The organism is Streptomyces sp. HmicA12 (assembly GCF_000373565.1).
In the GTDB taxonomy this organism is placed as follows: Bacteria; Actinomycetota; Actinomycetes; order Streptomycetales; family Streptomycetaceae; genus Streptomyces.
The window spans coordinates 1-12,593 of sequence record NZ_KB891827.1; the positions used below are offsets into that span (position 1 = coordinate 1).

The window sequence follows — 12,593 nt, forward strand, 5'->3', positions numbered from 1 at the left end:
GGGCGCGGCGCCGGTGGGGCAGGACACGGGCCTGGCTCAGATCCGTGAACTGGTGGAGGAGTGGAGCGTGTCGGGCGCTCCGGAGCCGGCCGCGTCGGCGGGAACGGTGACGCGGCGCGACACGTTGAAGGACTACGCGGCGCATCTGCTCGGGCTCGTCGATCTGACCGCCGTCCGCCCCCTGAANGTGGTGGTCGACGCCGGTAACGGGATGGGTGGGCACACGGTGCCGACCGTCTTCGCGGGGCTGCCGCTGGACGTCGTGCCGATGTACTTCGAGCTGGACGGCACCTTCCCGAACCATGAGGCGAATCCGCTGGACCCGGCGAACATCGTGGATCTGCAGGAGCGGGTGAAGGCCGAGGGCGCCGACCTCGGTCTCGCCTTCGACGGCGACGCGGACCGCTGCTTCGTCGTCGACGAGAAGGGCGACCCCGTCTCCCCCTCCGCCGTCACCGCCCTGGTAGCCTCCCGCGAACTGGCGCGCAACGGCGGCTCGGGCACGATCATCCACAACCTGATCACGTCCTGGTCGGTGCCGGAGGTCGTCAAGGAGAACGGCGGCACGCCCGTACGCACCCGCGTGGGCCACTCCTTCATCAAGCAGGAGATGGCCACCACCGGCGCGATCTTCGGTGGCGAGCACTCCGCGCACTACTACTTCCGCGACTTCTGGAACGCGGACACCGGCATGCTCGCGGCCCTGCACGTCCTGGCCGCGCTCGGCGGCCAGGAGGGCCCGCTCTCGGCGCTCGTCTCCTCCTACGACCGCTACGTCGGCTCGGGCGAGATCAACTCGACCGTCGCGGACCAGGGCGACCGCCTTGCCGCGATCAAGGCCGCGTACGGCGACCGGGACGGCATCACCCTGGACGAACTCGACGGCCTCACCGTCACCGCGAGCGACTGGTGGTTCAACGTCCGCCCGTCCAACACGGAACCGCTCCTCCGCCTCAACGCCGAGGCACGCGACCGGGCCACCATGACGCGGGTCCGCGACGAGGTACTCGGGGTCATTCGGGCCTGATGTTCGTCTGCGGGTGAGTGGGTGGCTGGTCGCGCAGTTCCCCGCGCCCCTGAGATGCCTTCGGCATCCAGGGGAAGGCTGCGCGCAGCGCATGCCTTCAGGGGCGCGGGGAACTGCGCGAGAAGTCCCCACCGGCCGTCACCTGGCAACGGACCCCGTGGGGCAGACGCAGATCTGTACAGGGGCGCGGGGAACTGCGCGACCAGCCACACACCACCCGCACCCGCCCACCAAGAACACCCCGCGGACGAGAAGCCCCAACCACCCCGGCGGTACCCTGACCAGGCCGCACACAAAGACCCGCACACAAAGCGACCCGTACCCCGAAGGGAACCCCCATGCCGCTCGAAGCCGGCCTCCTGGAGATCCTCGCCTGCCCGGCCTGCCACGCCCCCCTGAAGGAGGCCGACGCCGAGCTGATCTGCACCGGCAAGGACTGCGGCCTGGCCTACCCGGTCCGCGACGGCATCCCCGTCCTCCTGGTCGACGAGGCCCGCCGCCCCGCCTGACCCCACCGAGAACGCAGGAGGCGACGCCATGTTCGACGAACCGCTCCTGGACGACCCGGAGGCGCTCGCCAGGGCCGACCGCCGCGGCCTGCTGCGCGGCGCCGCCGAGGCGGGCGCCCGCGTGCGCACCGCGGCCCGGTACGCGGCCGAGGCCGGCATCGCCGAGCTGAAGCCGGACGGCCGCCCGCGCGCCGTCCTGATCGCGGGCCCCGGCACCGCGGCCCTGGGCGTCGCCGAGTTCGTCGGCCGCCTCGCCGGTTCGGCCTGCCCGGTGGTCCGGCTGCGCGCCACCGGCGTCGCCGCCGCCCCCGGCGCCCTGCGCTGGGACCTGCCCGGCTGGGCGGGCTCGGTCGACCTGCTCCTGGTCGTCACCCCCGACGGCTCCGAGCCGAGCCTCTCGCTCCTCGTCGAGCAGGCCTACCGCCGCGGCGTCACCGTCGTCGCCGTCTGCCCGACCGGCGCCCCGCTGACCGAGTCCGTGGCGGGCGCGCACGGCCTGTTCGTGCCGATGGCGACCGCCCCGTACGAGCAGGACCAGCCCGCGGCCGCCTCCGCGCCGGGCGCGCTCTGGGCGCTGCTCACGCCGCTCCTCGCCCTCCTCGACCGCACCGGGCTGCTCTCCGCGCCGCCGGAGGACCTGGAGAAGGTCGCCGACCGCCTCGACCGCACCGCGGAGCGCTGCGGCCCGGCCATCGCCACGTACAGCAACCCGGCGAAGACCCTCGCCTCCGAGCTCGCCGAGGCCCTCCCGCTGATCTGGACGGAGGGCGCGGCCGCAGGGCCGGCGGGCCGCCGGTTCGCCGCCGCCCTCGCCGAGCTCGCCGGGCGCCCCGCGCTCGCCGCCGACCTGCCCGAGGCGCTGCCCGCCCACGGCGCGCTCCTCGCGAGCGACCTCGCCGCGGGCGCCGACCCCGACGACTTCTTCCGCGACCGCGTGGACGACGCCCAGGCGCTGCGCGCCCGCGTCGTCCTGCTCCGCGACCGCCCCACCGGCGGCATCAGCGCCGCCCCGGCCGCCCGCGAACTCGCCCTGTCCCACGACACCGCGATCAGCGAGCTGGAGCCGGAGGAGGGCAGCGACCTGGAGACCCTCGCCGAGCTGATCGCCGTCACGGACTTCGCCGCCGTCTACCTCGGCCTCGCCTCCAGGGCGTGACCCGCAGGCGACCCTGATCCCGGCCGGCCGACGGCGCCCGGCCCGCCCACGACACCGGCCCGCCCCGGACCGCGTACGGAAAGAAACACCTCATGGACCGCCTCACCAACACCGTCCGCCCCTACGCCTGGGGCTCCACCACCGCCATCCCGCGGCTCGTCGGCGCCGAGCCGACCGGCGAACCCCAGGCCGAGATGTGGATGGGCGCCCACCCCGGCGCCCCCTCCCGCACCGAGCGCGGCCCGCTGAACGAGGTCATCGACGCGGCCCCCGCGCAGGAGCTGGGCGAGCCGGCCGTGACCAAGTTCGGCCCCCGCCTCCCCTTCCTCCTCAAGCTGCTCGCCGCGGGCGCCCCCCTCTCCCTCCAGGTGCATCCGAACCTCCAGCAGGCGAAGGAGGGTTACGAGAAGGAAGAGGCCCAGGGCGTTCCCATCGACGCCCCGCACCGCAACTACAAGGACGCCAACCACAAGCCCGAACTCATCTGCGCGCTCACCGAGTTCGACGGCCTGTGCGGCTTCCGCGCCCCCGAGGAGGCGGCCCGGCTCCTCGAAGGCCTCGGCGTCGACAGCCTCAAGCCGTACGTGGACCTGCTGCGCGCCCACCCCGAGGAGGCCGCGCTGCGCGAGGTCCTCACGGCCGTCCTGTCCGCGGACCTCGCCGAGATGACGGCCACCGTCACCGAGGCGACCGCCGCCGCCCAGCGCATCGGCGGCGACTACGAGCCGTACGCGGGCATCGCCCACCACTACCCCGGCGACCCGGGCGTCATCGCGGCCATGCTCCTCAATCACGTACGCCTGCAGCCGGGCGAGGCGCTCTTCCTCGGCGCCGGCGTCCCGCACGCGTACCTGAACGGCCTCGGCGTCGAGATCATGGCCAACTCCGACAACGTCCTGCGCTGCGGCCTCACGCCGAAGCACGTCGACGTCCCCGAACTGCTGCGCATCGTCCGCTTCGAGGCGAGCGACCCGGGCGTGCTGCGCCCGGAGGCGTCGCCGAACGGCGAGGAGCTCTACGACACGCCCATCGACGAGTTCCGGCTCTCCCGTTACGTGCTCCCCGAAGGCGGTGCGGCCCACGACCTCACCACGCCGACCCCGCAGATCCTGCTCTGCACCGCGGGCACGGTCCGGGCGGGCGAACTCACCCTCGCCCCCGGCCGGTCCGCCTTCGTACCGGCGGACGAAAAGGCCGAAGTGTCCGGAGTGGGGACGGTTTTCCGGGCGACGGTCGTGGCCTGAGAGACCCCTGTGCCGTCCCGTGCTGCAACAATGACCCACCGCTGCACGGGACGTACACGTACGCAGAACCTCGAAGGGACACCAGGAACAACATGAGTGCTTCAGGCGGAGCAAAGGCGATCGTGGCGGCCCTCGCCGCCAACCTGGCGATCGCGGTGGCCAAGTTCGTGGCGTTCCTCTTCAGTGGGTCCTCGTCGATGCTCGCCGAGTCGGTCCACTCGCTCGCCGACTCGGGAAATCAGTTCCTCCTCCTCATCGGCGGGAAGAAGGCCCAGCGCGAGGCGACCCCGCAGCACCCCTTCGGGTACGGCCGCGAGCGCTACATCTACGCCTTCCTCGTCTCGATCGTCCTCTTCTCCGTCGGCGGCATGTTCGCCGTCTACGAGGGCTACGAGAAGATCAAGCACCCGCACGCACTGGAGCACTGGTACTGGCCGGTCGGCGTCCTCGTCTTCGCGATCATCGCCGAGGGCTTCTCCTTCCGTACGGCCATCAAGGAGTCGAACCAGCTGCGCGGCAAGCTGACGTGGAGCCAGTTCATCAAGCGCGCCAAGGCCCCTGAGCTGCCGGTCGTCCTCCTGGAGGACTTCGGCGCCCTCATCGGTCTGGTGCTCGCGCTGTTCGGCGTCGGCCTCACCCTCGCCACCGGCGAAGGCGTCTGGGACGGCATCGGCACCCTCTGCATCGGCCTCCTGCTGATCGCCATCGCGATCGTCCTCGCGCTGGAGACCAAGTCCCTGCTCCTCGGCGAGGCCGCGGGCGCGGAGGAGGTCGCGAAGATCGAGCAGGCGGTCGTCGACGGCGACACCGTCACCGGCCTGATCCACATGCGCACGCTCCACCTCGGCCCCGAGGAACTCCTCGTCGCCGCGAAGATCGCCGTCCAGCACGACGACACCGCCGCCGAGGTGGCCCGCGCCATAAACGAAGCCGAGGCCCGCATCCGCGCCGCCGTCCCGATCGCCCGGGTCATCTACCTGGAGCCCGACATCTTCAGCGAGGCCGAGGCCGCGAAGGGCCCGGACCCGGAGGCGACCCCGGGCGGCCCGACGCCGACGCCGGGGCACTGATTTTTTCGCTTGTACGTAGTCGAGGGCCCGCCGAAATTCTCGGCGGGCCCTCAACTACGTCAGGGGCGCGGGACTGTGTCGATGTGCGGCTCCGCCGCGTGGGCGCAGCCCCCACACACCCGCACCTACGCGACTTCGGCAAGCACCCCGAGCAGTGATGCGGCGTCGGGCGCGGCCTGAAGCCGCTCGCGGAACCCGGCATCCATCAACTTCCGCGACAGCAACGCCAGAATCCGCAGATGTTCATCCCCGGCGGCAGCCGCCGGCACCGAGATCATGAAGACGAGCTTCGCCTTCGTCCCGTCCAGCGACCCCCACTCGATGCCCTCGGTGGACCGCGCGAACCCGACGACCGGCGCCGACACCGCGTCCGTCTTGGCGTGCGGAATGGCGATCTCCTCGCCGAGCCCGGTGGTGCCCTGCTCCTCGCGGCGCAGAGCCGTCCGCACGAGCTCCTCGACGTCGGTGACCTTGCCGGTGGCGGCGAGCAGCCCCGCCATCTCGCGAATGGCGGCCTCCTTGTCGCCCGCGTCCAGCTCCACCTTCACGGTCCGCTCGGTGAGATACCCGGACAGCACCTCGGGCTCGCCGCCGGGCGCAGGGGACTCGGAGTCCTTCTGTACGTCGACGGGGGCGGCCCGCGCCGGTTCGGGTGCGGTCTCCGTCGGTTCGGGTGATGCAGCCTCGGGCGCCGCCGCCGCTTCCTTGGCCGCGGTCCGACGGGCCTTGAGCTCGATCAGCGCGTTCGTGGACAGGGCCGTGACCAGCACACCGGCGACGATGGCGACGAAGAACATGGCGACACCGCTGATCGCGGTGAACACGGCGACGATCGGCCCGCCGTGCGGCACCGAGTCCTCCACCCCGGCCACACCGGCGATGGCACCGGCGACCGCGCCGCCCAGCATGTTCGCCGGAATGACCTGCGCGGGCCGCGCTGCGGCGAACGGGATGGCGCCCTCCGAGATCCCGAAGAACCCCATGAACAGAGCGGCGATACCGGTGTCCCGCTCCTGCTGCGTATAGAGCTTGCGGCGCAGCAGCGTCGCGAGCCCCTGCCCGAGCGGCATGACCGGAATGGCGGCGGCGGCCATGCCCATGACGGCGTTGTTGGTGCCGATGAGGCCGGTGCCCACCAGGAACGCCGTCTTGTTGACCGGCCCGCCCATGTCGAAGGCGATCATCAGGCCGATGATGGCGCCGAGCACGACGGCACTCGACCCGGTCATCCCGTTCAACCAGCTGGTCAGGTGCGTGAACACCCACGAGATCGGCGTCCCGATGACGTAGATGAAGAACAGCCCGACGACCAACGTGGACACGATCGGCACCACGATGATCGGCATGATCGGCTGCACGAACTTCGGCACCTTGACCTTGCGTATCCACAGCACGACGTAACCGGCGAGGAAGCCGGTCGCGATCGCCCCGAGGAAGCCCGCGTTGGCGTCGGCGCCGTAGATGCCCACGCCGTCGTAGGCGAGGAACCCGCCGATCATGCCGGGCACGAGCGCCGGCCGGTCACCGAGCGCGAAGGCGATGTAGCCGGAGAAGATCGGCAGCATCAACTTGAAGCCGAGCCCGCCCAGCGCGTTGATGTCGTACCAGAAGGAATCCTTCGGGATCTCGATCCCGTCGGGCGTCGTGTGCCCGCCGACGGCGAGTGCGACGGCGATCAGCAGACCACCGACCACGACGAACGGGATCATGAAACTGACCCCGTTCATCAACGCCTTGTACGCGGCGCTCCGCTCCTTGCCACCGGAGCCGCCGCTCTCCTCGGCCCCGTCGGCCTCGAGCACGGGCGCGCCTTGCACCTGCTCGATGAGTCGCTCGGGGTGGCTGATGCCCTCGGACACTCCGACGGACAGCACCCGCTTACCGGCGAACCGGCTGCGGTCGACATCCTTGTCCGCCGCGATGATGATGCCGTCGGCGTGCTTGACATCGTTGTCAGTCAGGACGTTCTCGGCCCCGATGGAACCTTGCGTCTCCACCTTCATGTCGATACCCGCGTCGTCCGCGGCCTGCTGCAGCTTCTCCGCCGCCATGTAGGTGTGCGCGATACCGGTCGGACAGGCGGTCACCGCGAGCAGCTTCAACCGCTTCCGTGGCTCGACGACTGCTCCGCCCGTGTGGGGGTCGGCCGGACTGGTCACGTGGCTCTCCTTTGTGCCTTCGCCATACAAGACCGCGCAAATATTGACGGCCTTCAGCGCATCCTGCAACACATAAGCACAGGATCAAAAACCAGAAAGTCCCTTCTCGTAACGCTCCACACCCTTTGTCCCCCGGGCGTGAGAGGACCCACGGCGAACGGGAACAAGCCATGCCCGGACCGCCCCGGTACGGGGACGGGGTAGGGCCGACTGGGCCGATCGGTGTAGATTCGTCACGAGCCAGACGTCGCTGCTGATGGCGGTCGGGCGGCCCGCACGACGGGCCGGCCGAGGGAGAGAGGGCCTCCGACGGACTGCGCTGCGAGTATCGGAGGACACCTGTGTCCGAAGACGCCCGCAGACCAGCCATGCGTACTCCGTTTACGGGGATACGCCTGTCAGCCCACCTCGACCGACTGCAACTGCACCGAGGAGCAGCTCACTTATGACTTCTGTCGCCAACCGACAGGACCAGGACTTCAAGGTCGCCGATCTCTCCCTCGCCGACTTCGGCCGCAAGGAGATCACCCTCGCCGAGCACGAGATGCCCGGCCTGATGTCGATCCGCAAGGAGTACGCCGCCACGCAGCCCCTGGCGGGCGCCCGCGTCACCGGCTCTCTCCACATGACGGTCCAGACCGCCGTCCTCATCGAGACCCTCGTCGCGCTCGGCGCCGAGGTCCGCTGGGCGTCCTGCAACATCTTCTCCACCCAGGACCACGCCGCCGCGGCCATCGCGGTGGGCCCGAACGGCACGCCGGACAACCCCCAGGGCGTCCCGGTCTTCGCCTGGAAGGGCGAGACCCTGGAGGAGTACTGGTGGTGCACGGAGCAGGCCCTGACCTGGCCGAACACCCCCACCGGCGGCCCGAACATGATCCTGGACGACGGTGGTGACGCCACCCTCCTCGTCCACCTCGGCGTCCAGTACGAGAAGGACAGCAAGGTCCCCTCGGTCGACACCGCCGAGTCGGACGAGCACCGCGTCATCCTCCAGCTCCTGAACAGCACGATCTCGAACGGTTCGCAGAAGTGGACCCAGCTCGCCTCCGAGATCCGTGGCGTCACGGAGGAGACGACGACGGGTGTCCACCGCCTGTACGAGATGCAGCGCGACGGCTCCCTCCTGTTCCCCGCGATCAACGTGAACGACGCGGTGACCAAGTCGAAGTTCGACAACAAGTACGGCTGCCGCCACTCCCTGATCGACGGCATCAACCGCGCCACGGACGTCCTCATCGGCGGCAAGACCGCGGTCGTCTGCGGTTACGGCGACGTCGGCAAGGGCTGCGCCGAGTCGCTGCGCGGCCAGGGCGCCCGCGTGATCGTCACCGAGATCGACCCGATCTGCGCACTGCAGGCGGCGATGGACGGCTACCAGGTCACCACGCTCGACGAGGTCGTCGACAAGGCGGACATCTTCGTCACGACGACCGGCAACAAGGACATCATCATGGCCGCGGACATGGCCAAGATGAAGCACCAGGCGATCGTCGGGAACATCGGCCACTTCGACAACGAGATCGACATGGCCGGCCTGGCCCAGATCCCGGGCATCGTCAAGGACGAGGTCAAGCCGCAGGTCCACACCTGGACGTTCCCCGACGGCAAGGTCCTCATCGTGCTGTCCGAGGGCCGCCTGCTGAACCTGGGCAACGCCACCGGCCACCCGTCCTTCGTGATGTCCAACTCGTTCGCGGACCAGACGCTGGCCCAGATCGAGCTGTTCACCAAGCAGGCCGAGTACCCGGTGGGCGTCTACACGCTGCCCAAGCACCTGGACGAGAAGGTCGCCCGCCTCCACCTGGACTCGCTCGGCGTCAAGCTCACCGAGCTGCGTCCGGAGCAGGCCTCGTACATCGGCGTCGAGGTCGACGGCCCGTACAAGCCGGAGCACTACCGCTACTGAGCACCGCACCGGCTGCCGGACTCCACCGGCACCGACTGCCAGGACAGGCCCCCGCACCCCCGTGCCGGGGGCCTGTCCCGTGAGCGCCCGCACCGCTGGCTACGGTGGACACACCTTCCGACGCGAGCCGGAACCACTGGGCCGACCCGCACAGCCGACCTGAACCCGCGACCGGTGGCGGCGGCCGTCACCAGGCCAGACAGAGGACCTCACGAACCCCATGCCCCGCGGCCGTTATTCGCTCCACGATCCGCACGATCACACCCCCCTCGGTGAAGAGCACTTCCACTGCGCGCCCGGCCCCTCCGGCTGGCGCTACGTAGCCCAACGGACCACCCCCTCCGGCGATCACGCCGGCTCCATCGACCTCGCCCTCGACGAGCTCGGCCGCCCCATCCGTCTGGAGCTCACCGCCGCGAGCTGGCAGGTGCGCGGCGCCGCCCTGGACGGCGTCACGTGGGTACGCACCGATCCCACCGGCACGCACGCCACCGAAGGAAACGCTCCCGCGCACGCGTTCACGGGCACGTCCCCCGCGTTCCTCGTCGCCACCTCGCGTCTGCTCAACCTCACCCCCGCTTCCCCCTCGACCCGTGTCCGCCTCGTCGCCCTCACGGATCCGGTCCTGGCCCCGCGCACTCTGGACCAGTCCTGGACCTTGCTGAACAGCGAAGCACACGCCACTGACAACGGACCCCTGACCGTGGACGAATACCAGGTCACAGCCCTGGACACCGGCGAGCAGCACACCGTTCACCTCAGCGGCGACGTGGTCCTGGCGGCTCCCGGAATCGAGCTGGAGCACCTCGAGACGCCGCCGTCGACGTTCGCCTGACGCCGCGCCGCTCAGGCCGGCGGCACGAACCCCGTGGCCGGCGACTCCGAACCCCCGTCGTCAGGAGCGGAGCGGGGGACCGAGGGCCCGCCGTACGCCCCGGTCGCGGGCGGCACGGGAGCGACGGGAGCCGAGGGCGGCGCGTACCCGGCGTGAGCCCCCGCAGCGTTCCCGGGCACCGGCGCGGCGCCGCCCGGCACCGAGAACCCACCCTGCCCGGCCGCGCCGAAGGCCCGCTGAGCCTCCCGCTGCTGCCGCTCGTGCATGACCGCGGCGAGAAACGCGGCGGGCGGCACATCGCTCGGCGCCGGAGCACCGGTGTGTGCGGCGAGATCGGTGGCGAGCCGCTCAGCCATACCCCATCCCACCTGCGGGTCCAACTGCCCCATCCGCGTGAGGTACTGACGCACCGCCAGCCACAGCCCCTCCGGCACGGCGGACAGATCGAGTTGGGCGAACCGCCCGACCAGCCACGGCGGCGGAGGCGGCACGACGGCCGCCTGCCCGGTCGGCACCCGTTCCCGGACGACCAGCGTCCCCGCGACGACATCCCCGACCCGCCGACCCCGAGCGGACACCAACGAGGCGATGCACGCCACGACCCCGAAGGTCATCAGGATCTCCACGACCCCGACGGCTCCCCGCACCAGCGCGTGCCGGAACCGGATCGGCCCACCGTCGTCCCGTACGACCCGCAACCCGCAGGCGAGCTTCCCCAACGACCGTCCGTGGCTCAGTGTCTCCACCGCGATCGGCACTCCGACGAGCACGAGCAGGAACGTGGCCACGGCCAGAGCGGCAGCGGCGGCATCGTCCAACGACGCGGTCGCCGCCACGACCACCATCGTCACGGCTACATAGACGGCGAACGCCACCACCAGATCGATGAGCACGGCGAGCGCCCGGCTCGGCAACTTCGCGGGCCGCAGTTCAAGAGCGACCGCCTCACCTGTCACCAGCTCACTCACGCCGGCCACCCACCCTTCCCTGACCTGCCCTAGGAACCGCCAGTCTGCCAAGCTGAGGGCACATCGCGCCGCACAGGTGCCGGAAAGCGAGGAGCAGCAGACCGGATGGACCTCGACGTCTTCGTGTCCGCCCACCGCGCCGAGTGGGACCGACTGGACGCTCTGCTGCGCCGACGCCGCCGCCTGACCGGCCCGGAGGCCGACGAACTGGTCACCCTCTACCAGCGCACGGCGACCCACCTCTCCCTCATCCAGTCGAGCGCGCCTGACCCCCGGGTCATCGGACGCCTCACTCAACTCGTGGCACGCGCGCGCAGCGCTGTGACCGGTACTCGCCGTGCTTCATGGCGCGACGTGACGGACTTTCTCCTGCGCGGTTTCCCCGCCGCCGTCTACCGGGCCCGCCACTGGTGGGTGCCCACAGCTTTGATCTCCACGGCGATAGCCGCCCTGATCGGCTGGTGGATCGGCACTCACCCCGATGTTCAGGCATCCATAGCCGCGCCCTCCGAACTCCGGGAGATGACCCGCCCCGGCGGCCAGTACGAGACGTACTACTCGAGCCATCCGGCAGCGTCGTTCGCGGCCCAGGTCTGGACGAACAACGCTCAGGCGGCCGCGATGTGCCTGGTCCTGGGCGTCTTCCTCGGCCTTCCGGTCCTCTGGATCCTCTTCCAGAACATGCTCAACGTGGGCGTAGGCATCGGCCTCATGGCGTCCGTCGGCCGCCTCGACACCTTCCTGGGCCTGATCCTTCCGCACGGCCTCCTAGAACTGACAGCGGTCTTCGTGGCCGCGGGCACCGGCCTGCGCCTCGGCTGGACAGTGATCGACCCTGGCCCCCGCACCCGCCGCACCGCCCTCGCGGAAGAAGGCCGCGCGGCCTTGGGCATGGCCATCGGCCTGGCCCTGGTCCTCTTCATCTCCGGCGCCATCGAAGGCTTCGTCACCCCCTCGGGCCTCCCGACCTGGGCCCGCATCGGCATCGGCATCGCGGCGGAACTCGCCTTCCTCACCTATGTCTACGTCCTGGGCGGCCGCGCCGTCCGAGAGGGCGAAACCGGCGACGTGGCGGAGCCCGAGCGCAGCGCGCTCCAGCCGACAGCAGCGTGATGTGCGTACGAGCCGGCTGACCTGCTAGTCTCCTCTTCGCCCCGGAAAGACCGTTGACACGGCCTGGACGGGGAGGTAGATTCGAACAGTTGCCCCGAACTCGACAGGTTCGTTTGCAACGGTTAGCATCTAGCGCGCTTCACGAAATTCTTTCGAGAAGCCCCCTCCCGATTAATTCGGAAAGTGAGAGCCGGTCAGACCGGCCCAAAACTTCTGATAAAGTCGGATCAGCCGAAAGGCAAAGGCCCTCCAACGGCCACCGGAAACAAAATCCGAACCGGAAACGGAACGGAAAAGGATCTGGTAAGGTTGGAAAAACGAAATACCGAAGGGAAGCGCCCGGAGGAAAGCCCGAGAGGGTGAGTACAAAGGAAGCGTCCGTTCCTTGAGAACTCAACAGCGTGCCAAAAATCAACGCCAGATATGTTGATACCCCGTCTCCAGCATCAGCTGGGACGAGGTTCCTTTGAAAAAGTCCTGCCGGTCTTCGACTGGCAGGCGCACAGCGAGGACGCTGTGAACCGGGAGATTATTCCTCTTCCGGTTCCGCTCTCGTGGTGTCACCCCGATTACGGGGAAACATTCACGGAGAGTTTGATCCTG

General features: G+C 70.0%; 10 protein-coding genes. 8 read left to right on the top strand and 2 right to left on the bottom strand.

All coding sequences use genetic code 11. The features are described from left to right. From manB to B072_RS0130010, 5 genes are all read left to right on the top strand, one after another. Window positions 1-1,027 (top strand): hypothetical protein (gene manB, locus B072_RS0129990; protein ID WP_018533653.1); only part of this gene is annotated, 1,027 nt, incomplete at its 5' end. Between the two features lie 338 nt (window positions 1,028-1,365). After that, complete coding sequence (locus B072_RS46935; protein ID WP_018533654.1) at window positions 1,366-1,536, top strand: Trm112 family protein; 171 nt, start codon at window positions 1,366-1,368, stop codon at window positions 1,534-1,536. Between the two features lie 28 nt (window positions 1,537-1,564). Then, window positions 1,565-2,692 carry an SIS domain-containing protein gene (locus tag B072_RS0130000; RefSeq protein WP_018533655.1) on the top strand — a complete coding sequence of 376 codons (1,128 nt, stop codon included), beginning with the start codon at window positions 1,565-1,567 and terminating at the stop codon, window positions 2,690-2,692. Between the two features lie 92 nt (window positions 2,693-2,784). Next, the gene (manA, locus tag B072_RS0130005) at window positions 2,785-3,936 is read left to right on the top strand and encodes a mannose-6-phosphate isomerase, class I (RefSeq protein WP_018533656.1); all 1,152 of its coding nucleotides are present in this window, start codon (window positions 2,785-2,787) and stop codon (window positions 3,934-3,936) included. A 92-nt stretch (window positions 3,937-4,028) separates the two neighbouring features. Beyond that, window positions 4,029-5,006 carry a cation diffusion facilitator family transporter gene (locus B072_RS0130010; protein WP_026246446.1) on the top strand — a complete coding sequence of 326 codons (978 nt, stop codon included), beginning with the start codon at window positions 4,029-4,031 and terminating at the stop codon, window positions 5,004-5,006. 125 nt (window positions 5,007-5,131) lie between these two features. Here B072_RS0130010 and B072_RS0130015 read toward each other — a convergent pair whose 3' ends face one another. After that, window positions 5,132-7,165: a fructose-specific PTS transporter subunit EIIC gene (locus B072_RS0130015; RefSeq protein ID WP_018533658.1), complete on the bottom strand. Its 2,034-nt coding sequence runs from the start codon at window positions 7,163-7,165 to the stop codon at window positions 5,132-5,134. 445 nt (window positions 7,166-7,610) lie between these two features. Here B072_RS0130015 and ahcY point away from each other — a divergent pair, with 445 nt between their 5' ends. Together ahcY and B072_RS0130025 are read left to right on the top strand one after the other, a co-directional pair. After that, window positions 7,611-9,074: an adenosylhomocysteinase gene (ahcY, locus tag B072_RS0130020; protein WP_018533659.1), complete on the top strand. Its 1,464-nt coding sequence runs from the start codon at window positions 7,611-7,613 to the stop codon at window positions 9,072-9,074. Between the two features lie 220 nt (window positions 9,075-9,294). Next, window positions 9,295-9,909 carry a hypothetical protein gene (locus tag B072_RS0130025; RefSeq protein WP_018533660.1) on the top strand — a complete coding sequence of 205 codons (615 nt, stop codon included), beginning with the start codon at window positions 9,295-9,297 and terminating at the stop codon, window positions 9,907-9,909. 11 nt (window positions 9,910-9,920) lie between these two features. Here B072_RS0130025 and B072_RS0130030 read toward each other — a convergent pair whose 3' ends face one another. Next, the gene (locus tag B072_RS0130030) at window positions 9,921-10,877 is read right to left on the bottom strand and encodes an RDD family protein (protein WP_026246447.1); all 957 of its coding nucleotides are present in this window, start codon (window positions 10,875-10,877) and stop codon (window positions 9,921-9,923) included. A gap of 105 nt (window positions 10,878-10,982) precedes the next feature. On the opposite strand from B072_RS0130030, the gene B072_RS0130035 reads away from it, so the two are divergent. After that, window positions 10,983-11,990 carry a stage II sporulation protein M gene (locus B072_RS0130035; protein ID WP_018533662.1) on the top strand — a complete coding sequence of 336 codons (1,008 nt, stop codon included), beginning with the start codon at window positions 10,983-10,985 and terminating at the stop codon, window positions 11,988-11,990. The last annotated feature ends 603 nt before the right edge of the window (window positions 11,991-12,593 follow it).